The sequence below is a fragment of the Anaerosphaera multitolerans genome, from assembly GCF_004006535.1.
In the GTDB taxonomy this organism is placed as follows: Bacteria; Bacillota; Clostridia; order Tissierellales; family Peptoniphilaceae; genus Anaerosphaera; species Anaerosphaera multitolerans.
The window spans coordinates 48,901-71,738 of sequence record NZ_RLIH01000008.1 but is presented as its reverse complement, the minus strand read 5'-3'; the positions used below and the strand labels follow the sequence as shown (position 1 = coordinate 71,738).

Below are 22,838 nucleotides of genomic sequence, written 5' to 3'. Positions count from 1 at the left end.
TTGCTAGAATTTATAGATGATTATTTAAATGAAGATACTTTAGAGAAAAATATAACTTTAATAGAAAAGTCAGTAGATAAATTATTAAGAGATTACAGGGGTTTTATGGGGTGGTTTAATCCTATAAAATCCCTTTTAAACATTGATGAGATATTAAAAGTTTCAGACGATATAAGAAAAAGTTATGACTGTGTATTAATATGTTCTATAGGAGGATCCTATCTGGGTTCCAAGGCTGTAATAGATGCTGTGAAAGGTAAAACTTTTGATTTAAAGGAGGAGCCCAATTTAATCTATATAGGTAATTCTTTGTCGGGAGAATATCTTTCAAAGGTTTTGACCTTTATAGAGAAAAAGAATCCTTGTATGGTCGTAATTTCAAAATCGGGAAATACTGTTGAAACTGTTTTAAGCTATAGTGTAATTAAATCCTATTTTAAAGATAGATTTAAAGACTATAAAGAGAGAATTTTTATAGTAACTGATGAGAAAAGCGGTTATTTGCGAAAAGAGTGTAAAGAAGAAGGATTTAAGAGTTTTTCTGTTCCGGAAGATGTTGGAGGAAGATATTCAGTACTTACCAGTGTAGGGCTTTTACCTATGGCAATTGCAGGTTTAGATGTAAAAGAATTATTAAGAGGTGCTAGTGACTTTCACAGTTCTTTAATGGACTTAAAATACAATGAGAATCCTTGTTTTAAATACTCTCTTAGCAGGTACTTGCTTTACAAAGAGGGAAAGACCATTGAAATACTTTGTACTTATGATGCTAAAATGGAATATTTATCTAAGTGGTATGTCCAGCTTTTTGGAGAATCCGAGGGTAAATCAAAAGATGCTATTTTCCCTAGTTATCTAATTTACACCCAAGACCTTCATTCAATGGGCCAATATCTTCAAGAGGGACCGGGAAATATTTTTGAAACGACAATTGAGGTGGTAAATCACAATGGAGATATTAAAGAGGCTATAGACGGTAAGATTTTAGATGCAATAAATAATTGTTCTATGAATGAGTTAAACAAATTATTATTTGAAGCTGTTACGTTAGCTCATAGAGAAAATGGAGTTAGAAATTTAACTTTACAAATAGACAGAGTTGATGAATATAATTTAGGACAAGTACTATACTTTTTTATGTGCAGTTGTGCATTGTCCTCGGTTTTATTTGGAGTAAATCCCTTTACTCAACCGGGAGTTGAAAAATATAAAAATATATTAAAGAGACTTGCTCTAGGAGAAAATAAGATATAGTGTTTTATAGAAAAATAGTATTAAAACATATAAATTACAAGTTAATTTTAAAGAATGCTTGAATTAATTGGAACAAATGATATAATTAAGCTTATGGGTATGTTAATAAAATAACATACTTTTAAATCGAAACCAGAGAATATAAGGGGGATATTAAATGGATTTTAGAATGGATAAAGAACACCTTCTATTGCAACAAATGTTTGAAGCATTTGCGGTTAACGAAGTTGAACCAGTAGCTCAAGAAACCGATGCAACAGAGCAAGTTCCTATGGAAAACGTTAGAAAAATGGCTAAATACGGCTTCTTTGGTATACCATTTCCAAAAGAATATGGTGGACAAGGTGCGGATTATCTTGCTTACGCAATGGCAATTGAAGAACTTTCTAAAAAAGATGCTACAACAGGCGTTATAGTTTCTGCACATACTTCACTTTGTGCGGCTCCTATTTATGAGAACGGAACTGAAGAACAGAAGAGAAAATACTTACCGGATTTACTTAGCGGAAAGAAAATAGGTGCTTTCGGTTTAACTGAACCGGGCGCAGGTACAGATGCTGCAGGACAACAAACAGTAGCTGTTCTTGACGGTGACGAATATGTACTTAACGGAACTAAAATCTTCATTACCAATGCGGGTATTGCCGATGTATTTATAATAATTGCTATGACTGATAAGAGTAAGGGAACAAGAGGAATTTCAGCATTTATTGTAGAGAAAGATACTCCGGGATTTAGAGTTGGAGAGCCTGAAGATAAAATGGGAATTAGAGGTAGTTCAACTTGTGAGTTAATATTTGAAAACTGTAGAATTCCAAAAGAAAATTTACTTGGCCGTGAAGGAAAAGGATTTGGTTTGGCAATGAAGACTTTAGATGGCGGACGTATTGGAATCGCTGCTCAAGCCTTAGGTATTGCTGAAGGTGCTATTGATGAAACAATTCAGTATGTTAAAGAGAGAAAGCAATTTGGAAGAAGAATTTCTCAATTCCAAAATACTCAATTTGAACTTGCTGATATGAAAACAAATACAGAAGCAGCAAGATTATTAGTATATAGAGCTGCTGATATGAAACAAAATAAAGAATCTTACTCTCATGCAGCTGCAATGGCAAAGTTATTTGCTGCAGAAACAGCTTCTGATGTAACAAGACGTTGCTTACAATTATTTGGTGGATACGGTTATACTAGAGACTATCCAATTGAAAGAATGATGAGAGACGCAAAAATTACAGAAATCTATGAAGGAACTTCCGAAGTTATGAAGATGGTAGTTTCAGCATGGATGGGTGTAAATTAATCGGAGGTAAAGATATGAAAATTGTTGTTTGTATAAAACAAGTACCTGATACAAATGAAGTAAGACTTGATCCAGTTACTAATACTCTAATAAGAGAAGGAGTACCAAGTATTATAAATCCAGATGATAAAGCTGGCCTTGAAGCAGCTCTTCAATTAAAAGATAAAGACCCTGAAAATGTTACGATTACAGTACTTACAATGGGACCTCCTCAAGCTGATTTAGCTTTGAGAGAAGCTCTTGCAATGGGTGCTGATGAAGCTATTCTAGTAACAGATAGAGCTTTTGGTGGTGCTGACACTTGGGCGACATCTTGTACAATTACAGGTGCCCTAGAGCACTTAGATTATGATTTAATAATTACCGGACGTCAAGCTATTGACGGTGATACAGCTCAAGTAGGACCTCAAATCGCTGAACATTTGGGAATCCCTCAAATAACTTATGCTGAAGAAATTAAAGTTGAAGGCGATAAAGTAATCGTTAAGAGACAATATGAAGATAGATACCATATTATAGAGGCTAAAATGCCTTGTGTAATTACAGCTATAACTGAACTTGCAGCTCCTAGATATATGTCAGTAGGAGGAGTTTTTGATGCTTATCAAAAAGAAGTTAAAGTTTGGGGCTTAGATGATATTAAAGATAAACTTGATCTTGCTAATATCGGATTAAAAGGTTCACCTACAAAGGTTAAAAAGTCTTTCCCTAAACAAGGTAAGGGCGAAGGAATACTTTTAACAGACTTAACAGCAGATGATGCGGCAAAGGCGATAGTAACTAAGCTTCAAGAGAAGTATATTATCTAATAAGGAGCGTGTAATAATGAGCAAAGATGTATTTGTATTTATAGAACAAAGAGATAATGTTCTACAAAAAGTTGGAATAGAATTACTGGGAAAAGCAAGAGAACTTGCTGATGATCTTGGCCAAAATGTAGTTGCAATGCTTCTTGGAGAAAACATAAAAGGTCAAGCTGAAGTTCTTATAAAGCATGGTGCTGATAAGGTTATATATGTTGAAGATCCAATTCTTAAAGAATATGTAACTGAGCCATATGCAAAAGCTATAAATGAAATTATAAAAGAAAATGATCCGGAAATTGTTATTTACGGTGCAACTTCAATAGGCCGTGATTTAGCTCCACGTCTTGCTGCAAGAATCCATACAGGACTTACAGCTGACTGTACAAAATTGGAAATAGATCCTGAGAGCAAAAATCTTATGATGACTCGTCCGGCTTTTGGCGGTAACTTAATGGCAACTATTCTATGTGAAGACCATAGACCGCAAATGGCTACAGTTAGACCTGGAGTTATGCAGGCTATAGATACGGATAATAGTCGGACAGGTGAAATAGTTGAAAAGAAAATAGACTTTGTACCGGAAGATATGAACGTAACTATTAAGGATATCTTAAAGATAGAATCAAAGAAAAAAGATATTACAGAAGCTAAGATATTGGTTTCCGGTGGACGTGGAATCGGTGGACCGGAAGGTTTCCAACCGCTTGAAGATCTTGCTAAAGTTCTTGGAGCTGAAATTTCATCTTCAAGAGCGGCAGTTGATGCCGGATGGATTACTAAAGACCATCAAGTAGGACAAACTGGAAAGACAGTAAGACCTGAAGTTTATTTTGCAATGGGTATTTCAGGAGCAATTCAGCACTTAGCTGGAATGGAAGAATCTGATTTAATTATTGCAGTTAATAAAACAGAAGATGCACCTATCTTTGAAGTAGCTGACTTAGGCGTTGTAGGAGATGTAAATGCAATAGTTCCTAAATTAGCAGAAGCACTTAAAAAAGCAAAAGAAGAAAAAGCTGAAATTTAATAATTGAAATTAGGAGAGGAGAAATCCTCTCTTTTTTTGTATATAATATTAACTGCCTGTATAATATATAGTAAATAAATTTAAAGATAGGAACATTATGAAAGAAATTAAGTTATCAGTCCATTCACTTATAGACTTTGTTATGAGAAGCGGCGATATTGACAATACATTTACCGGTGTTAGCAGAATGAGAGAAGGTCAAAAAATTCATAAAAAGCTTCAAAGGGAATATGGGAGAGATTATGAAAGTGAAGTGACTTTAAAAAATATAACAAAGTACAAAGAAATTACGTTTCTTGTTGAAGGTAGAGCCGATGGAATATTTCACAGGGGAGAAGAAGTATTAATCGATGAAATAAAGTCCACTACAAGGAGTTTAGATGATTTAAAGTATAATTCCAATCCACTTCACTGGGCTCAGGCAAAGTGTTATGGATATTTTTACTGCGTTGAAAAGGAAATTTCTGAAATTGAAATTCAAATTACCTACTTCCAAGTGGAAACAAAGGAAATCAAACAAATTGTAGAGAAATTTAACGTGGATGAGTTAGAGAAATTTTATTTAAATCTCTTGGACATATATTTAGATTTCAGTATTATGATTTTAAATTTTAAAAAGTTAAGAGATATGGATATTGAAAACTTGAAATTTCCCTTTCCTGACTATAGAAAGGGACAGAGGGAAATGGCAGTGGCTGTTTACAGAACTATAGAGGAGGGTAAGGTGCTCTTTGCGGAAGCACCTACGGGAATTGGAAAGACAATTTCAACGTTGTTTCCCGCCATTAAATCAATTTCAAGTGGATTTACAGATAAAATATTTTATTTGACAGCTCGTTCAACTACTAAAGAGGCTGCAAACAATGCAGTGGAAAATTTATCCAAGGAAAATTTCCACTTTAAAACTTTAACTTTAACAGCCAAAGAGAAAATTTGTATAAATGAATCTGTAAAGTGTAATCCAAATGACTGTCCCTATGCAAAAGGTCACTTTGACAGAGTAAATGATGCCATAATTGATATTTATGAAAATGAGGTGGACTTAACTATGGAAAAAATTGTGGAATATTCCCAAAAATATATAGTCTGTCCAATGGAGTTTCAACTTGATATGGCTATTTATTCCGACTTGGTAATATGTGACTACAACTATGCCTTTGACCCCAATGTATACCTTAGAAGATTTTTTGAAGATTCTGTTGAGAAATATACTTTCCTAATTGATGAAAGTCATAATTTAGTTGATAGAAGTAGAGAAATGTACAGTTGTGAACTTTCTTTAAATAAAATTGAAAGAACAATGGAGGTTCTGGAGGAAAATTATTTTAAAATTAATGATAGACTTAAGGTTGTTTCAGAGGAGATAAAAAAACATATAGATGGTATTAGGGGCAACCACCTTGTTCTAAATAACTTAGATGAGGAATTTTTAAACGAGATATTAATTTCAATAAGGCTAATGGAGAGATTTTTAGTAAGTAAGAAAGATAATGAATTTTATGAGGACGTACTGGACTTATACTTTGACTTTTCAAAATTTATAAAAATTTCAGACTACTATGGCGAAAATTACAGTGTTTTAATTTTAAAGGAAGATGAAGATGTATTCTTTAAACTTTTTTGTATTGATACCGCTCCGATTTTTAAATATATTTTAAAAAGAGCAGAGGCTTCTATTTTCTTTTCTGCTACTTTGTCGCCAATGGAGTTTTATGGAGACGTTTTGGGAGCAGAAGACTATTATAAATTGAGATTGACTTCACCCTTTAATCCTGATAATTTAAAAGTAGGTGTTGTGCCTATTTCTACAAGGTACCAACATAGAGAACAAAACTACGGAAAAATTACTGAAGTATTGGAAAACTATACTAATAGAAAAGGAAATTTTATGCTTTTCTTCCCATCTTATAAGTTTATGGAAACAGTTTATAATAAGTTTCATAAAAATACTAAAAATGTAGTTTGTCAGAAATCGGACCTAAGGGAAGTTGAAAGAAGAGAATTTCTAGATAAATTTAAAGAAGGGGAAAGTTTAATTGCCTTTGTAGTTTTGGGCGGAGTATTTTCCGAGGGGATAGATTTAATTGGAGAGCGGTTAAATGGAGTGGCAATAGTTTCCGTAGGCTTACCGGGTATTTCAATAGAGAGAAATTTAATAAAAGATTATTACAATAAAAAAAGTAGTAGGGGTTTTGAATATTCCTATATCTATCCCGGAATAAACAAAGTTTCCCAGGCGGCGGGAAGAGTTATTAGGAGTAGTGAGGATAGGGGCAGCGTTTTATTAATTGACGACAGGTTTTTGTACCAGCCCTATAGAAATTTATTGCCTAAAAGTTGGAAGAAAATTAAGAGAATAAAATATAATTAGGTAGGGCTTATGTCTAGAAGAGAAATTTTATTAAGCGGAAATATTACAAAATCAATAATAAAAATGGCTTTGCCCTTAATGGGTATCGCCTTTATACAGATGACCTATACTTTAGTGGACTTAATTTGGCTTGGACGGCTTTCCACTGAAGCTGTGGCGGCAGTGGGCTCCTGCGGTTTTTTTGTGTGGGCGGCTCAAGCTATTACTTTAATAACTAAGACGGGTATGTCTGTCGGTCTTTCACATGCCTATGGCAGAGGAGATGAATCGGAAATTAAAAGTGTGGTAGTTAGCGGTTTTCAAGTAACGTTGTCATTATGGCTGGTAACTACTTTAATATATTTGACTTTTAAGGAATCTTTGTACGGATATTTTAAATTGGAAAAAGTTGTGGAAAGTTTAGCTTTGGAATATCATACTGTAATTTCATTTGGATTGATTTTTACTTTCCTTATTCCCTTCTTTTCCTCAATTTTTTATTCACAGGGAAACAGTTCCACGCCTTTTAAAGTTTCATTGATTTCGCTGGTTTTTAATATTGTGGCAGATCCGATTTTTATTTTCGGATTTGGACCTATAAGACCGATGGGAATGAAGGGAGCGGCACTGGCAACAATTATGGCTCAAATTATTGGAGTTATTATATATATTTTTATTGGAATTAAGTATGGTGAAATATATACTAAGCTAAATTTCTTTGAGAAGATAAATAAAAAATTTATTTTACAAACTTTAAAATTGGGAATTCCTGTTTCGATACAAAGTTTATTTCATTCTCTAATAGGAATTAAATTAAATCAGTACATAGCAATTTTCGGCTCCGTTGGAGTGGCAACTTATGCCATAGGTTCACAAATAGAATCCATATCCTGGATGAGTGCTGAAGGATTTGCAACCGCTTTTTCTTCCTTCTTCGGACAAAATTATGGAGCTAAAAATTTTGACAGATTAGAAGAGGCAAAAAAGGTATGCCTTAAGTTAATAATTTCCTTGGGATTATTTGCATCTGCCGTTATGATTTTTGGAAGCAAACACCTATTTAAACTTTTCACACCTAATGATTTGGAAGTGATAAGTGAAGGCGGAAACTACTTAATGATACTGGGAATAACTGCTACTTTACTTGCCATGGAAATAGGGGTGTCAGGTATGTTAAACGGTCTGGGATTGACTAAGTACCCAGCAATTAACGGAGTCGTACTAAATGCGGCAAGGATACCAATGGCTTATTTTTTAATGAAACCCTTGGCAATTTCCGGAATATGGTGGACTATGAGTTTATCGGGTGCCTTTAAAGGAATAGTAATTCTTTTAATATTTATTTATATTGAAAAAAAGACCAATGGATTTAGAATAAATATGGAAAAATTTCAAGGTTAAACAGTTTAAAATTATTAAATTTAAGTTGTAAATTTTAAAAAATTTAGCACCTTTTAAATTTAGAAACGTTATCATAAAAATAAAGTTGACTTTTATACTTTACACGATGAAAAAATTATAGTATAATACCTTCTAATTACCAGAAAAGCAATGGGGAAGACGGTAAAATGGAAAGTTCAAAGAGAGTCTCTGGTTGGTGTGAAGAGACAACGGAATATTTTACGACTCACTTTCTCGCTTCATCTCTGAAATTATTAGGAGGTGACGGCTAATATCCGTTAAAGTATTTGAGTGATTGAATATATTTTTATATTTCAATAAGTGTGGGTGGTACCGCGATAATTCGTCCCAGAGAATTTAATTTCTCTGGGTTTTTTTATTAGGAGGGAAGAAAATTGATAAAGATATTTGATACTACTTTAAGAGATGGGGAACAGTCACCGGGGTGTTCAATGAATTTAAGTGAAAAAATTCAAATGGCAAGACAACTGGAAAGGTTAGGAGTAGACGTAATTGAAGCAGGATTTGCCAGTTCGTCCCCAGGAGACTTCAGATCTGTTGAAGAATTATCCAGAGTTATTAAAAATGCAACTGTAGCTTCTTTGGCAAGATGTGTAAAAAAAGATATTGACATTGCCTATGATGCTGTAAAAAAAGCAGTTAAACCGAGATTACATGTCTTTTTAGCAACTAGTGAAATTCACATGAAGTACAAGCTGGAAATGACGGAAGAAGAAGTGCTGGAGAGAATTCAAAAGTATGTCAGTTATGCTAAGAGCAAGTGTGATGATATTGAATTTTCAGCAGAAGATGCCACTAGAAGTAATGTCAAATTTCTATGTAAGGTTTTTGAAACTGCTATTGAGGCGGGCGCTACTACTATAAATATTCCGGACACTGTAGGTTATGTGACGCCAAATGAATATCATAATTTCATTAAGGAAATTAAAGAGGGAACAAAGGGAATTGAAAATGTAGATATTTCAGTACACTGTCATAACGACTTAGGCTTGGCTGTAGCAAATTCACTTGCTGCCATTGAAGCCGGAGCAACGCAAGTTGAATGTACTATTAACGGAATTGGCGAAAGAGCTGGAAATGCATCTTTGGAAGAACTGGTCATGGCCTTGAAGACGAGGAAGGACTACTATAAAAAAGATACTAACATAGTGACAGAGGAAATTATGAACTCTTCAAACTTACTCTCTCATATAACGGGAGTGAAGATCAGCCCTAACAAGCCGATTGTAGGTAAAAATGCCTTTGCTCATGAATCGGGAATACACCAACACGGAGTATTAAAGGAGAGAACTACTTATGAGATTATGGATCCGAAGAGCATAGGTTTAAATAAAAATTCTTTAGTTTTAGGTAAACACTCAGGCAAACATGCCCTTAGAGATAAGTTAAACGAATTGGGTTATGAAATAAATGATGATGAATTAGAAGAGTTATTTGTAAAGTTTAAAGAATTATCTGATGTTAAGAAAACTGTATTTGATGAAGATATACATGCAATTATGATTAGGGAATTCCAAAAGGTTGAAGGCGGATATGAACTTATTGACTACAATGCCTTTACCAGTGACGGAAAGGAATCAAAAACAGTTATTAAGATAAAGAAGGAAGATGAAGTAATTGAAATGGTTGGTTCCGGTAGAGGACCTATAGATGCGGCCTTTGATTGTATGGGTAAAATAAGCGGTTCAGATATAAAGCTTAAAGAATTTTCCATATACTCAGTAACACAAGGAAAGGATGCCTTGGGAGAAACCATTTTAAGAGTGGAACATGATGGAGAGATTTATGCAGGTAAGGGAATTAGTAGCGATATTATAAAGTCAAGTATTTTGGCCTATGTCAATGCTATTAACCAATTTAGTGGAGGTGAAGTTATTGAAGACGCTATTTAATAAAATTTGGGACGAACACGTTGTGGTATCAAAGGACGAGAAGGATTTATTATATATAGATCTTCATTTAATTCATGAAGTTACATCACCTCAAGCCTTTGAGGGATTGAGACTGAAAAATAGAAAGTTGAGAAGACCGGATAGAACTTTTGCAACTATGGATCACAACACTCCGACAATAAAAGAGCATAGGAAAAAAATTGAAGATCCTCTATCTGTAGAGCAGTTGGACAGTTTGGAAAAAAACTGTAGAGATTTTGGAATAGAGCTATATGACATGGACAGCGAATATAACGGAATAGTCCATATGATTGGGCCTGAAATGGGTTTAAGTCTGCCTGGAAAGACTATAGTCTGCGGAGACAGTCATACGGCAACTCACGGTGCAATGGGAGCTATTGCCTTTGGTATTGGAACCAGTGAAGTAGAGGAAGTATTTGCAACTCAATGTCTATGGCAAAAGAGACCGAAGAATATGGGAATAAAAATAACAGGTGTACTTCCTGAAAATGTCTCAGCTAAGGATATTATTTTACACCTGATAAAAGAACATTCAACTTCTTTTGGAACTGGTTATGCAATTGAATTTTACGGTGAAACTATTGAGAATATGGAAGTGGAAGATAGACTTACACTTTGTAATATGGCAATAGAGGCGGGAGCAAAATTCGGTATTATACGACCTGATGAAAAGACTGTTGAATATATTAAGGATAGGAAATATACGCCAAAGGGCGAGGAATTTGAAAAGTATTTAAAATATGTGGAAACATTAAAGACTGACAGTGAAGATTTATTTGATGAGATAAAAATCTTAGACGTTACAAATTTAAAACCTCATGTAAGTTTTGGAACCAATCCGTCAATGACAGTTTCAATAGATGAGAAATTTCCAGAGGCAAATACCGAGGAATTGAAGAAGGCCTATGACTATATGGAGTTAAAGCCAGGAATGACTGTTGAGGATATTCCAATAGAAGTTGTATTTATAGGGTCCTGCACAAATGGAAGAATACAGGATATGCGAATTGCCGCTGAAGTTTTAAAAGGCAAAAAGGTACATGAAGATATTAGATGTATAGTAGTTCCAGGCTCAATGCTGGCAAAAAATCAATGTGAAGAAGAGGGCTTGGATAAGATTTTTATAGATGCAGGATGTGAGTTTAGAATGCCTGGTTGTTCTTACTGTCTAGCAATGAATGAAGATAGAATAGCAGAGAAGGTACACTGTGCCTCCACTTCAAATCGAAACTTTGAAGGAAGACAGGGGCATTTGTCCAGAACACACTTAATGTCTCCATATATGGCGGCTAAATGTGCTGTAGCAGGGAGGGTGGAAATTGAATAAGAAATTAGAGGTAATTAATTCAAAGGCAAGTGTAATATTTAAAGACAACATAGATACGGATATTTTAATTCCCAAGAACTTTTTAAAGACCACCAAACGCACAGGTTTTGAAGACGCTTTATTTTTTCCTTGGAGATATGACGAAGATGGAAAGGTCATAGAAGATTTTGAATTGAATAAAGAGGAGAATAGAGAAAATACTATATTGATAGTTGGCGAAAACTTCGGTTGCGGTTCGTCAAGAGAACATGCCGCATGGGCCTTACAGGACTACGGAATCAGAGTGGTAATAGCGGGAAGCTATTCTCCAATATTTTATATGAATTGGATTAACAATTTAAATTTACCTATTATTTTAAATAGGGAAGATAGAATGAAGTTAATTGAAGAGGCAAGAAAGGGAGTTGAAGTCGTCGTTAACTTGGCTGATCAAAGCATCACTTGTGGAGATTTAACTTTCAATTTTGAAATTGAGGAGGCCTTTAAGGAAAAATTGTTAAAGGGCGAGGACAGTATTGAGGAAATACTGACCTATATTGATGATATTGAAGAATATGAAAGGACACACAAGAGATGAAAAAGATAGCAATTTTAAAGGGAGACGGGATAGGACCTGAAATTATAGATTGTGCCATAGAGGTAATGGATAAAATCCAAGAAGTTTCAAAGGTGGATTTTGAATATAGCTATGGAAAAATCGGAGGAGATGCAATAGATAATTTTGGAGATCCCTACCCTAAAGAGACGGAGGCTATTTGTAAATCAGCCAATGCAGTTTTGCTGGGAGCTGTGGGCGGAGAAAAATGGGACAATATAGAGTCGGAAAAGCGACCTGAAAAAGGGCTTTTAAGATTGAGAAAGTCCCTTGGAGTATTTGCAAATTTAAGACCTTGTAAAATATATGATTCTCTAAAGGATAATTCACCATTAAAGCCTGAATATATAAAGGATGTTGATATTTTAATTGTACGTGAGTTAATGGGTGGAATTTATTTTGGAAATAGAGGAACAGTAGTTGAAAAGGGATTAAAAACAGCTTTTGATGAAGAAAGATATAATGAAGAAGAAATTGAGAGAATTGCAAGATATGCCTTTGAAATGAGTTTACTTAGAAAGCAGAAAGTGACTTTAGTAGATAAGGCAAATGTAATGGATTCATCAAAACTTTGGAGAGAAGTAGTTAAAAAAGTGGCAGAGGGTTACAAGGAAGTTGCTCTGGACTTTATGTATGTTGATAATGCTGCAATGCAACTTGTAAGAAATCCCGCCTATTTTGACTGCATACTGACAAATAATATTTTTGGAGATATTCTCTCAGATGAAGCCAGTCAAATATCCGGTTCAATAGGACTTTTACCTTCAGCCAGTTTAGGAGAGAAGATGGGATTGTATGAACCTATTCATGGTTCAGCTCCCGACATAGCCGGAAAAAATCTGGCAAACCCACTGGCAACTATTTTATCCTGTGCCTTAATGCTTAGATATTCTTTTAAAATGGATTATGAGGCTAAAATAATTGAAAGGGCAGTGGAAGACGTTCTAGAGGAAGGTTTTAGAACTTTTGACTTAGACAGTAAAAATTATTTGGGAACAAGGGAAATAACAAGAGAAGTAGTGAAGAGAATAAAATGATTGAATATAGTAATGTTTCATTTATAAGAGACGGAAGAAAAATAATTGAAGATGTGAGTTTTAAAATAAATAAGGGAGAAAATTGGGCCATACTAGGTCCTAACGGCTCCGGAAAGTCCACTTTATTTTCCATGTTAATGGCCTATACCATAGCTTCAAAGGGAAGTATAAAAGCTTTTGGAGTGGAGTTTGGAAAGGGAAATTGGAATAGAGTAAAGGATAAAGTGGGAATAGTTTCATCTACAATGGATAAGTTTAATGAAGTTTTTTATAGACAAAGTGTCTTTGATATTGTCCTATCGGGAATTAAAAAGACCATAGGTATTTATGAAGAGGTTAAAGATTTTGAAATAGCAAAGACAAGGGAATATATTAAACAGTTTTCCTTAGAGGATTTAGAAGATAAAAATTACAGGAATTTATCACAAGGCGAGAAGAAAAAGGTTTTAATAGTGAGAAGTTTAATTTCAAATCCTGAAATTTTAATATTAGATGAACCCTGTGCCTCATTGGACTTATATCAAAAAGAAAGTTTGCTTAAATTTTTACAGGAAATTGAAGAGGAGACAAATATTATTTATATTACTCACGACATAAATGAAATAATGCCTTTTATTACAAATATTATGTTGATAAAAGAAGGCAGGATATTTAAAGCTGGATTGAAAGAAAATATTTTAACAGATGAAAATCTATCGAATTTATATGACTTAAATGTAAAGCTGGAGTGGAATAGGGGAAGAGCATGGGTTAAATTAAGTTAATTACTTATGAAAGGTGATTGAATGAAATATAAAGGAGCAGAAATAATAATAAAAACACTTATAGATCAGGGAGTGGATACCATATTCGGTTATCCCGGCGGAGCTATTATAGATATCTATGACGCTCTTTATGACTATAAGGATAAAATTAACCATATCCTTACCTGTGATGAGCAAGGAGCTGCTCATGCTGCTGATGGTTACGGTAGAAGTACGGGTAAGACGGGAGTAGCTTTGGCCACAAGTGGTCCCGGGGCTACAAATTTAGTAACGGGTATTGCAACGGCATTTATGGATAGTATTCCAATGGTCTGCATTACCGGAAATGTTCCAATGAGTTTAATTGGAAAAGACAGCTTTCAAGAAATTTACATCACCGGAATTACAATGCCAATTACAAAGCATAATTTTTTAGTAAGTGATATAAATGAATTACAGGATACTATACGCAGGGCTTTTAAAATAGCAAATACGGGAAGGAAGGGCCCGGTTTTAGTAGATGTTCCGAAAAACGTAATTCTTGATTATGCGGAGTATGAGCCTAAAGAAAAAATCGTATGTGAACCGAAAAGCGATTATAATTTAGATGAGTTGAAAGAATTAGCAGAGATTATTAATAAATCTGAAAGGCCTTTTATCTATTGTGGCGGAGGAGTAACGGCTTCGGAAAGCTATAAGGAGCTAAGGGATTTAATAAAGAAAAATAAAATACCTGCCTGTAATACACTTATGGCAATAGGGGTTTTAGATTATGATGATGAATTGAATTTTGGAATGGTGGGAATGCATGGTAAGGTAAGCAGTAACTACGCCATTGAAAATGCGGATTTGTTAATTGCAATAGGTGCCAGATTTTCAGACAGAGTAGCGCTAAATACCAAGAAGTTTGCTCCTCATGCAAAAATAGTACAACTTGATATTGATAAAAGTGAAATAGATAAAAATGTCCTTGTAGATTTTGGAGTGGTGGGAGATATAAAGGTAATACTTAGAAATCTACTGCCGATGATTGAAGAGCGAAATCGCAGTGAATGGCTTGCTACTTTGAGAGATTTTAAAACCAGAGACTACGTTCCTAAAGACAGCGATGAAATTTTAAAGCCTCATCAAATTATAAATTACGTATCTGAAAAATTAGGTGAAGATTTTATTATGGTGACAGATGTTGGTCAGCATCAAATGTGGGCAGCTCAGTACTGTGGCAAGATACATCCAAGGAGTTTCTTAACCAGTGCAGGTTTGGGTACTATGGGATTCGGTTACGGAGCTTCAATTGGAGCGAAGGTGGCAAATCCTGAAAAGCCTGTGGTGTTGGTATCGGGAGATGGGTCTTTTCATATGAACATGAATGAAGTTACTACTGCTGTTAAGTATGGAATAAAGATTATTGCCATAGTTATGAACAATGACAATTTGGGAATGGTTAGACAGTGGCAGCATTTCCTATATGAGGATAGGTACAGTCATACTGACAACAAGAAGAAAACCGACTATGTTAAACTGGCAGATGCCTTTGGCGCAAAGGGCTATAGCTGTAGTACAATAGAGGAATTTAAAGAAAGTTTTAATGACAGTTTAAAGGTGGATGTACCTGTAATAATAGAAGTTAAGATAGATGAAGATGAAGCGGTTCTTCCTATGATACCTGCAGGGGGAACTGTAGATGATTTAATATTGGGGTAAGAAAAATGGCTAATTTTGAAGTAATAAGTATATTAGTGGAAAACAATGCGGGAATTTTAGCTAGAATATCTTCCTTATTTGCAAGAAGAGGTTTTAATATAGAAACACTTACGGTGTCTGTAACTAATGACCCGAGATATTCTCGTATAACATTAACAGTAGTTGTGGAGGAACATGAACTGCATCAAATAGTTTCTCAAACAGATAAATTGGAAGAGGTAGTTGAAATAGAGGTGCTAAATCAAAAAGAATGTGTCTTTAGAGAAATTGTATTGATAAAAGTAAAAGCAGATGAAGAAAAGAGAGGAAGAATTGCAGAAGTTGCAAAGATTTACAAGGCAACAGTTGTGGACTTATCTCCAAATAGTATGATAATTGAATTGACGGGTAAACCCGATAAAGTAGATGCATTTTTAAAATTGTTAAATGAAGATTATGAAATATTGGAAGTATGTAGAACTGGTGTAACAGGAATGAAAAGAATTTAGGAGGAATGGAAATGGTAAAAAAATATTATGACAAGGATTGTAACTTAGAGGTACTATCAAACAAAACTGTAGCAATAATGGGATTTGGAAGTCAAGGACATGCACATGCTCTTAACTTAAAAGAAAGTGGAGTTAATGTAATAGTTGGTCTTGCTGAAAACAGTAAGTCCAGAAAAGTGGCTGAAGAATTTGGAATAGAGGTTTTTAACGTAGATGAAGCGGCTAAACGCGCAGATATGGTTATGATGCTTGTACCAGATGAAATTTCTGCTGATTTATATCATGAAAAAATAGAACCGCACATGGAAAAGGGAAATACTTTAATGTATGCGCACGGATTTAATATCCACTACAACCTAGTAGTACCGCAAGAGGATATTGATGTAATAATGGTTGCGCCAAAGGGACCGGGGCATACTGTAAGAAGTCAGTATGAACAAGGTCACGGAGTTCCGTCACTAATTGCAGTGTACCAAGATGCAACAGGTCAAGCTAAGGAAAAGGCATTGGCTTATGCTTCAGGAATTGGAGCGGGAAGAGCCGGAATTTTAGAAACCACTTTTAAAGAGGAAACTGAAACCGACTTGTTTGGAGAACAAGCTGTACTTTGCGGTGGCGTTACTGAACTTATGAAAGTTGGATTTGAAACTCTTGTAGAGGCTGGTTATGAACCTGAAATGGCATATTTTGAATGTATCCATGAAATGAAATTAATAGTAGATATGATAAATGAAGGTGGTTTTGCCGGCATGAGACATTCCATTTCAAACACGGCTGAATATGGGGATTATATTGCAGGTAAACAAGTTATTACCGATGATACCAAGGCAAATATGAAGAAGGTTTTAAACGACATTCAAACAGGAAAATTTGCAAGCGAATTTATGACTGAATTCTCTTCAGGAAGAAAAACTCGCTTCCTAAGCACAAGAAGAAAAGAATCTGAGCATCAACTTGAAAAAGTAGGGGAAGAACTAAGAGGAATGATGAGCTGGTTGAAAAAATAAGTATAGGGGTAATTTTATGAATTTAAAAAGCGACAATGTAATAAAGGGGCCTGAAAGGGCTCCTAACAGAAGTTTATTTTATGCAATGGGATATACTGAGGAGCAACTTAACAGGCCCTTAGTGGGAGTAATAAGTGCATTTAGTGAAATAGTTCCGGGACATATTCATCTTGAAAAAATTGTAGAAAGTGTAAAGACAGGAGTGCTTATGAATGGTGGCACTCCAATAACTATTCCATCAATAGGTGTATGCGACGGAATTGCCATGGGACATATAGGAATGAAGTATTCCCTCCCAAGTAGGGAGTTAATTGCAGACAGTGTTGAGTCAATGGCAATAGCTCATGGATTAGATGCTTTGGTCTTGGTACCGAACTGTGATAAAATAGTACCTGGAATGATTATGGGAGCATTAAGACTTAATCTTCCAACTGTTTTAATAAGTGGCGGACCTATGCTTGCGGGGCTAAATGATGGAGAGGAAATAAGTCTGTCATATATGTTTGAAGCTGTGGGTAGCTACAAGGCGGGAATGATTACTGAAGAAAGACTTGGAGAAATAGAAAGAAGCGCTTGTCCAAGTTGTGGAAGCTGTGCGGGCATGTACACTGCCAACAGTATGAACTGTCTTTCAGAGGCGATTGGTCTTGCACTTCCGGGGAATGGTACTGTACCTGCAGTATATGCTCAAAGACTTGCTCTTGCTAAAAAAAGCGGAATGGCGGTAATGGAGCTATTAAAAGAGGATATTAAAATCAAAGATATAATAACTGAGAAATCAGTGGAAAATGCCCTTGCTTGCGATATGGCACTGGGATGTTCTACAAACACAGTACTTCATTTATTGGCAATAGCAAATGAGGCGGAAATACCTTTGGATTTAAATTTAATAAACAAAGTAAGTGAGAAAGTTCCAAATCTTTGTCACTTAGCTCCTGCAGGACCTACTCATATGGAGGAGCTATACGTTGCAGGAGGAATAGGTGCGGTTCAAAAGGAATTAACTAAGAGAAATCTGCTTCATACCGATTTAATCACTGTGACAGGAAAAACTTTAGGGGAAAATATTAAAGACTGTTATATTAAAAATCATAAGGTTATAAGACCTATAGAAGAGCCTTACTCAGAAACGGGCGGACTTGCTATTTTATGGGGAAATATAGCAAAAAGAGGCGCCGTGGTAAAGAGAAGTGCAGTAGCGGATGAAATGTTGGTTCATGAAGGGCCTGCAAGAGTTTTTGACAGCGAAGATATGGCTATTAAGGCAATATATGAAGGAAAAATAAAAAGCGGTGATGTAGTAGTAATAAGGTACGAGGGACCAAAGGGCGGTCCGGGTATGAGAGAAATGTTAAATCCTACAAGTGCTTTAGCGGGAATGAAATTGGATAAATCCGTAGCTTTAATTACTGACGGAAGATTTTCAGGAGCTTCAAGAGGGGCTTCAATCGGTCACGTTTCTCCGGAAGCAAGTGCCGGCGGAGCTATTGGAATAATTGAAGAGGGAGATATTATTCAAATAGATATACCGAACTACTCACTAAATTTAAAAATCACTGATGAAGAACTTGAAAACAGAATGAAGAACTTCATACCGAAGGAACAGGAGAAAATCAAAGGCTGGCTTGGAAGGTATCAAAGATTGGTTACAAGCTCAGACAGAGGAGCTATATTGGAATAGTATAGAACAGCGACTATTTCTATAGTTAAACACAGAGGAGGGAATATGAATATTAAATTTGAAGAGCGAGAAGAACTCAAAGAAAAGATAAAAGATGTAAATAATCTTGGATTTGGTCAGTATTTTACTGATTATATGTTTTTAATGAATTACGATGAAGATACGGGATGGCACGATGCAAGAATCGTCCCCTATGATAATATTTCGCTACCTCCATCGGCAATGTGTTTGCACTATGGACAGACTATATTTGAAGGTTTAAAAGCCTATAGGAATGGAGACAAAGTTTTTTTATTTAGACCTGATGAAAACTTTAAAAGAATGAACAGATCTAACGATAGGCTTTGCATTCCTCCAATAGATGAAGAATTTATGGTGGAAGCACTTAAAAAATTAATAGATTTGGAAAGAGATTGGATACCTGATTCTAAAGAGGCATCTCTTTACATTAGACCTTTTGTAATTGCAATTGATCCTAAACTGGGAGTACATCCAAGCGGCTCTTATTTGCTGATGATAATATTAAGTCCAAGCGGTCCCTACTATAAGGACGGTTTGGCGCCTATAAAAATTTATGTGGAAGATAAATATGTGCGTACGGTAAAGGGAGGACTGGGAACTGCAAAGGCCGGGGGAAATTATGCCGCAAGTTTAAAGAGTCAAGTTGAAGCGGAAGAAAAAGGGTTCTCTCAAGTTTTATGGATTGACGGAGTTAATAGAAAATATATTGAAGAAGTAGGTTCTATGAATATATTTTTTGTAACAGAAGATGAAATAATGACTCCTGAATTAAGCGGCAGTATACTTCCCGGAATAACACGAAAGTCAATTATAGAGTTGTTAAAAAGTGAAGGAAAAAAAGTAGTTGAAAGAAGAATTTCCATTGAGGAAATATTGACTTTACACAAAGAAGGAAAGCTGCTTGAAATATTCGGAACAGGAACGGCAGCAGTAATAAGTCCTGTAGGTGAATTATTTTATGAAGGAACTGAAATAATAGTTAACAATGGAGAGATTGGGGAAATTAGCAACTATCTTTACAATGAACTTACAGATATTCAATGGGGAAGAAAAAAAGGACCGGAAGGTTGGCAAGTGGAAGTTTAATATTTACTTTAGAAGTCGGATTTTATTTAGATTCGACTTCTATTTTTATTTAATAATTATAAATATTAGTAACACCTTATAGGCTAAAGATATAGTCATCTACACTTTCTATAAGTTCTCAAAAAAAGATATTAAAGTTATAATGGGTATACTATAATTTAATGAAAGGTAATATCTTTATGCTTGTAGACTAATAATATCTTTATTTTATTGTTCAACGGAAACTTATTATAGTATAATTTTACTAGAGGTGTTTTATGAAAGAATTTGAAAAATACGGCAAAGTTTTAAAAAACGAGCCTTTAAAAAAATATACAAGTTTTAAAACCGGCGGACCGGCAAATTTAATCTTATTTCCGGAAAGTGAGGAGGATTTAATTTCCGCTTTGAAGATTTGCAAAGAAAGAAATCTAAAGCATATCGTCTTAGGAAATTGCACAAATGTCCTGGCCAAAGATGAGGGATTTGACGGAGTAGTAATAATGCTAAAGGGTGTTTTAAAGGACATATCCGTAAGTGGAGACCTTGTAACTGCCTCTGCAGGTGCGACTTTAAGGGAAGTTGCAGAGCATGCTTTGGAAAAATCCTTAAAGGGATTGGAGTTTGCCCACGGTATCCCCGGCTCAGTAGGCGGTGGAGTAATAATGAACGCCGGAGCTTATGATGGAGAGTTAAAAGATGTAGTTGAAAGCGTAAGGTTACTGGATAATGATTTAAATATTATTGAACTGGATAATAAAGAGATGAACTTTGGTTATAGACAAAGTATTGCACAGGAGAAAGGCTATATAGTTTTAAGTGCAAAATTTAAACTGAACAAGGGAAACTATGAGGAAATAAAATCCAAAATGGAGGATTTGATGAAAAGGCGTAGTGATAAGCAACCTTTAGATATGCCAAGTGCGGGTTCAACTTTCAGAAGACCTGAGGGTTATTTTGCAGGAAAGTTAATTGATGATAGCGGCTTAAGGGGTTTTACTCATGGAGGCGCTGGAATTAGCGAGAAACATTGCGGATTTGTAGTTAATAAGAATAATGCAACCTCTAAGGAGATAAAAGAAACTATAGAAATTGTCCAAAAGGTAGTATATGATAATTTTAATGTAAAACTTGTCAGGGAAGTTAAGTATATTTAAAGACATAGTTGAAAAACTGTGTCTTTTATTTACAAAAGAAGTTATTTTAGAAGTTAGCTAGGATTGTATAGGAGAGAGTTTATGGAAATACTTGTTATTACGGGAATGAGCGGAGCGGGAAAATCACAGGCTTTAAATGTTTTAGAGGATTTGGGTTACTATGCTATGGATAATCTGCCTCCGGCATTAATGCCAAAGTTTGCTGAAATTGCATCTGCCACTAATTATTTTAATAAGGTATGTGTAGTTGTAGATGTAAGAAGCGGAAAGTTTTTTGATGATTTTTCAGCTTCTTTAAATCAATTAGAGGAAATGAATATAGACTACAAGGTGATGTTTTTAGAGGCCAGAGAAGATGTAGTTATAAAGAGATATAAAGAGTTAAGAAGACCTCATCCTTTAAACCAATCCATAGTTGAAGGTTATAGAGAAGAAACTAAAATATTAAAAGAGATAAAGTCAAGGGCTGATTACTTAATAGATACCTCTGAGCTAAGTAATCAACAGTTAAAAAAAGCCATAAGGGATATTTTGAAAGTTGACAAGGAAGATGCTTTAAAAATTTCCATAACTTCCTTTGGATTTAAATATGGAATTCTTCAAGATGCCGACTTGGTTTTTGATGTTAGGTTCCTTCCCAATCCTTATTATTTAGAGGACTTAAAGCCCTTAGATGGAGAAAATGAAGAAACTAAAAAATACGTTATGGGTTTTGAGGTTACTAGAGAATTTATCGCAAAATGTGTGGATATGTTAACCTTTTTAATTCCAAATTATTTAAAAGAGGGAAAGACTGTATTGGTGGTGGGATTTGGTTGTACAGGCGGTTTTCACAGGTCAGTTGTAATAGCTAATGAAGTGGGCAGAATTTTAAAAGCATTAGGTAATAATGTAACTGTCACTCATAGAGATAAAGGTTGATTTTATGAATAAAAAAGTAGTGGTAATTGGAGGCGGAACGGGAATTTCGGCGCTTTTAAAGGGTATTAAAAAATACACCTCAAATATTACTGCCATAGTTACTATGACAGATGATGGAGGGGGTTCCGGAATACTGCGTAAAGATTTGGGAATGCTTCCTCCAGGTGATGTGAGGAACTGTTTAATTGCGTTGGCAAATACAGAACCTGTAATGGAAAAACTGCTTCAGTATAGATTTGAGACGGGAAATTTAGAAGGGCAAAATTTTGGGAACCTTTTAATTGCCGCTCTTTGTGAAATATACGGAAGTTTTGATAATGCCCTTATTGAATTGGAAAATGTTTTGAGAATTACCGGAAAGGTAGTCCCGGTAACTTTGGATAATGTGCATTTAGTTGCCGAATTTAAAAATGGTGATAAGTGTATAGGAGAATCTACAATTCCTAAAATGTGTGCAAGTTTAGGAACAAGTATTGAAAAGATGAGTTTATTTCCTCATATACCAAGTGCAAATGAAAAGGCGGTAGCTGCAATACTAAGTGCAGATGCAGTACTTTTTGGACCGGGGAGTTTGTATACATCTATAATTCCCAATTTAATAGTAAAGGGAATTGTAGAAGCCTTAAAGGGAACCAGGGCCCAAAAAATATATATTTCAAATGTTATGACTCAGCGTGGAGAGACAGATGATTTCACTTTAAGAATGCATGTGGAAGCCTTGGAAAAACACGGTTATGAAGGCATGTTTGACATATGTATGGCCAATAACTACAGTCCGAGAAAAATGCTTTTGGAAAGTTATTTTGAATTAGATGATTCCTCAATTATAGAAGTGGATAAAAAAGATATTGATTTTTTAAAGGAGAGATCCATTGAACTTATTGAAGGAGATTTTTTGGAAAATGACCATCACTATATAAGACATAGTGGAGAAAAAATAGGAGCTGTTTTAAGAAAACACTCAATATTGTAAAAAACTTAAAATAATGGTATTATTTATCTAATTAGGGGTGAGGAATA

Annotated in this window: 19 protein-coding genes and 1 other annotated feature; all 19 genes read left to right on the top strand. The window is 34.9% G+C overall.

Annotated features, from left to right (window positions below; translation table 11 throughout):
- Positions 1 to 1,254 carry a glucose-6-phosphate isomerase gene (locus EF514_RS06670; RefSeq protein ID WP_127724657.1) on the top strand — a complete coding sequence of 418 codons (1,254 nt, stop codon included), beginning with the start codon at positions 1 to 3 and terminating at the stop codon, positions 1,252 to 1,254.
- 157 nt (positions 1,255 to 1,411) lie between these two features.
- On the top strand, positions 1,412 to 2,554 hold the full coding sequence (locus EF514_RS06665) for an acyl-CoA dehydrogenase (RefSeq protein WP_127724656.1): 1,143 nt from the start codon (positions 1,412 to 1,414) through the stop codon (positions 2,552 to 2,554).
- Positions 2,555 to 2,568: 14 nt separating this feature from the next.
- Positions 2,569 to 3,363 carry an electron transfer flavoprotein subunit beta/FixA family protein gene (locus tag EF514_RS06660; RefSeq protein WP_127724655.1) on the top strand — a complete coding sequence of 265 codons (795 nt, stop codon included), beginning with the start codon at positions 2,569 to 2,571 and terminating at the stop codon, positions 3,361 to 3,363.
- A 16-nt stretch (positions 3,364 to 3,379) separates the two neighbouring features.
- Positions 3,380 to 4,387 carry an electron transfer flavoprotein subunit alpha/FixB family protein gene (locus tag EF514_RS06655; RefSeq protein WP_127724654.1) on the top strand — a complete coding sequence of 336 codons (1,008 nt, stop codon included), beginning with the start codon at positions 3,380 to 3,382 and terminating at the stop codon, positions 4,385 to 4,387.
- Between the two features lie 97 nt (positions 4,388 to 4,484).
- Complete coding sequence (locus tag EF514_RS06650) at positions 4,485 to 6,758, top strand: ATP-dependent DNA helicase (protein WP_127724653.1); 2,274 nt, start codon at positions 4,485 to 4,487, stop codon at positions 6,756 to 6,758.
- Positions 6,759 to 6,767: 9 nt separating this feature from the next.
- Positions 6,768 to 8,138, top strand: a complete 1,371-nt coding sequence (locus EF514_RS06645; RefSeq protein ID WP_127724652.1) for an MATE family efflux transporter — start codon at positions 6,768 to 6,770, stop codon at positions 8,136 to 8,138.
- A gap of 141 nt (positions 8,139 to 8,279) precedes the next feature.
- Positions 8,280 to 8,492: a binding site (T-box leader), on the top strand.
- 41 nt (positions 8,493 to 8,533) lie between these two features.
- Entirely contained in the window at positions 8,534 to 10,051 is a 1,518-nt protein-coding gene (locus EF514_RS06640; protein WP_127724651.1) for a 2-isopropylmalate synthase, read from the top strand.
- Positions 10,035 to 11,399 carry a 3-isopropylmalate dehydratase large subunit gene (gene leuC, locus EF514_RS06635; protein WP_240649024.1) on the top strand — a complete coding sequence of 455 codons (1,365 nt, stop codon included), beginning with the start codon at positions 10,035 to 10,037 and terminating at the stop codon, positions 11,397 to 11,399. Before EF514_RS06640 ends, leuC begins: the two co-directional genes overlap by 17 nt.
- Positions 11,392 to 11,976 (top strand): 3-isopropylmalate dehydratase small subunit, encoded by a 585-nt coding sequence (gene leuD, locus EF514_RS06630; RefSeq protein WP_205666386.1) that lies wholly within the window; start codon positions 11,392 to 11,394, stop codon positions 11,974 to 11,976. Before leuC ends, leuD begins: the two co-directional genes overlap by 8 nt.
- On the top strand, positions 11,973 to 13,031 hold the full coding sequence (leuB, locus tag EF514_RS06625; RefSeq protein ID WP_127724650.1) for a 3-isopropylmalate dehydrogenase: 1,059 nt from the start codon (positions 11,973 to 11,975) through the stop codon (positions 13,029 to 13,031). The genes leuD and leuB overlap by 4 nt, the downstream gene beginning before the upstream one ends.
- On the top strand, positions 13,028 to 13,795 hold the full coding sequence (locus tag EF514_RS06620; protein ID WP_127724649.1) for an ABC transporter ATP-binding protein: 768 nt from the start codon (positions 13,028 to 13,030) through the stop codon (positions 13,793 to 13,795). The genes leuB and EF514_RS06620 overlap by 4 nt, the downstream gene beginning before the upstream one ends.
- A gap of 21 nt (positions 13,796 to 13,816) precedes the next feature.
- Positions 13,817 to 15,478: a biosynthetic-type acetolactate synthase large subunit gene (gene ilvB / locus EF514_RS06615; protein ID WP_127724648.1), complete on the top strand. Its 1,662-nt coding sequence runs from the start codon at positions 13,817 to 13,819 to the stop codon at positions 15,476 to 15,478.
- A gap of 5 nt (positions 15,479 to 15,483) precedes the next feature.
- Complete coding sequence (gene ilvN, locus EF514_RS06610) at positions 15,484 to 15,966, top strand: acetolactate synthase small subunit (protein ID WP_127724647.1); 483 nt, start codon at positions 15,484 to 15,486, stop codon at positions 15,964 to 15,966.
- A gap of 11 nt (positions 15,967 to 15,977) precedes the next feature.
- A complete protein-coding gene (gene ilvC / locus EF514_RS06605; RefSeq protein WP_127724646.1) occupies positions 15,978 to 16,973 on the top strand; it encodes a ketol-acid reductoisomerase in 996 nt (331 codons plus the stop codon).
- 16 nt (positions 16,974 to 16,989) lie between these two features.
- Positions 16,990 to 18,654, top strand: coding sequence for a dihydroxy-acid dehydratase (gene ilvD / locus EF514_RS06600; RefSeq protein ID WP_127724645.1), 1,665 nt, complete (start codon positions 16,990 to 16,992; stop codon positions 18,652 to 18,654).
- Positions 18,655 to 18,699: 45 nt separating this feature from the next.
- A complete protein-coding gene (locus EF514_RS06595) occupies positions 18,700 to 19,761 on the top strand; it encodes a branched-chain amino acid aminotransferase (RefSeq protein ID WP_127724644.1) in 1,062 nt (353 codons plus the stop codon).
- A 257-nt stretch (positions 19,762 to 20,018) separates the two neighbouring features.
- A complete protein-coding gene (gene murB / locus EF514_RS06590; RefSeq protein WP_127724643.1) occupies positions 20,019 to 20,897 on the top strand; it encodes a UDP-N-acetylmuramate dehydrogenase in 879 nt (292 codons plus the stop codon).
- Between the two features lie 81 nt (positions 20,898 to 20,978).
- Positions 20,979 to 21,818, top strand: a complete 840-nt coding sequence (rapZ, locus tag EF514_RS06585; RefSeq protein ID WP_127724642.1) for an RNase adapter RapZ — start codon at positions 20,979 to 20,981, stop codon at positions 21,816 to 21,818.
- Positions 21,819 to 21,822: 4 nt separating this feature from the next.
- Positions 21,823 to 22,791, top strand: a complete 969-nt coding sequence (locus tag EF514_RS06580) for a gluconeogenesis factor YvcK family protein (protein WP_127724641.1) — start codon at positions 21,823 to 21,825, stop codon at positions 22,789 to 22,791.
- The last annotated feature ends 47 nt before the right edge of the window (positions 22,792 to 22,838 follow it).

What these genes read in the sequence shown, in the direction of transcription:
- EF514_RS06665 (WP_127724656.1), top strand. Translation starts at nt 1,412, where the DNA reads ATGGATTTTAGAATGGATAAAGAACACCTTCTATTGCAACAAATGTTT.
- EF514_RS06660 (WP_127724655.1), top strand. Translation starts at nt 2,569, where the DNA reads ATGAAAATTGTTGTTTGTATAAAACAAGTACCTGATACAAATGAAGTA.
- EF514_RS06655 (WP_127724654.1), top strand. Translation starts at nt 3,380, where the DNA reads ATGAGCAAAGATGTATTTGTATTTATAGAACAAAGAGATAATGTTCTA.
- EF514_RS06650 (WP_127724653.1), top strand. Translation starts at nt 4,485, where the DNA reads ATGAAAGAAATTAAGTTATCAGTCCATTCACTTATAGACTTTGTTATG.
- EF514_RS06645 (WP_127724652.1), top strand. Translation starts at nt 6,768, where the DNA reads ATGTCTAGAAGAGAAATTTTATTAAGCGGAAATATTACAAAATCAATA.
- leuB (WP_127724650.1), top strand. Translation starts at nt 11,973, where the DNA reads ATGAAAAAGATAGCAATTTTAAAGGGAGACGGGATAGGACCTGAAATT.
- EF514_RS06620 (WP_127724649.1), top strand. Translation starts at nt 13,028, where the DNA reads ATGATTGAATATAGTAATGTTTCATTTATAAGAGACGGAAGAAAAATA.
- ilvB (WP_127724648.1), top strand. Translation starts at nt 13,817, where the DNA reads ATGAAATATAAAGGAGCAGAAATAATAATAAAAACACTTATAGATCAG.
- ilvN (WP_127724647.1), top strand. Translation starts at nt 15,484, where the DNA reads ATGGCTAATTTTGAAGTAATAAGTATATTAGTGGAAAACAATGCGGGA.
- ilvC (WP_127724646.1), top strand. Translation starts at nt 15,978, where the DNA reads ATGGTAAAAAAATATTATGACAAGGATTGTAACTTAGAGGTACTATCA.
- ilvD (WP_127724645.1), top strand. Translation starts at nt 16,990, where the DNA reads ATGAATTTAAAAAGCGACAATGTAATAAAGGGGCCTGAAAGGGCTCCT.
- EF514_RS06595 (WP_127724644.1), top strand. Translation starts at nt 18,700, where the DNA reads ATGAATATTAAATTTGAAGAGCGAGAAGAACTCAAAGAAAAGATAAAA.
- murB (WP_127724643.1), top strand. Translation starts at nt 20,019, where the DNA reads ATGAAAGAATTTGAAAAATACGGCAAAGTTTTAAAAAACGAGCCTTTA.
- rapZ (WP_127724642.1), top strand. Translation starts at nt 20,979, where the DNA reads ATGGAAATACTTGTTATTACGGGAATGAGCGGAGCGGGAAAATCACAG.
- EF514_RS06580 (WP_127724641.1), top strand. Translation starts at nt 21,823, where the DNA reads ATGAATAAAAAAGTAGTGGTAATTGGAGGCGGAACGGGAATTTCGGCG.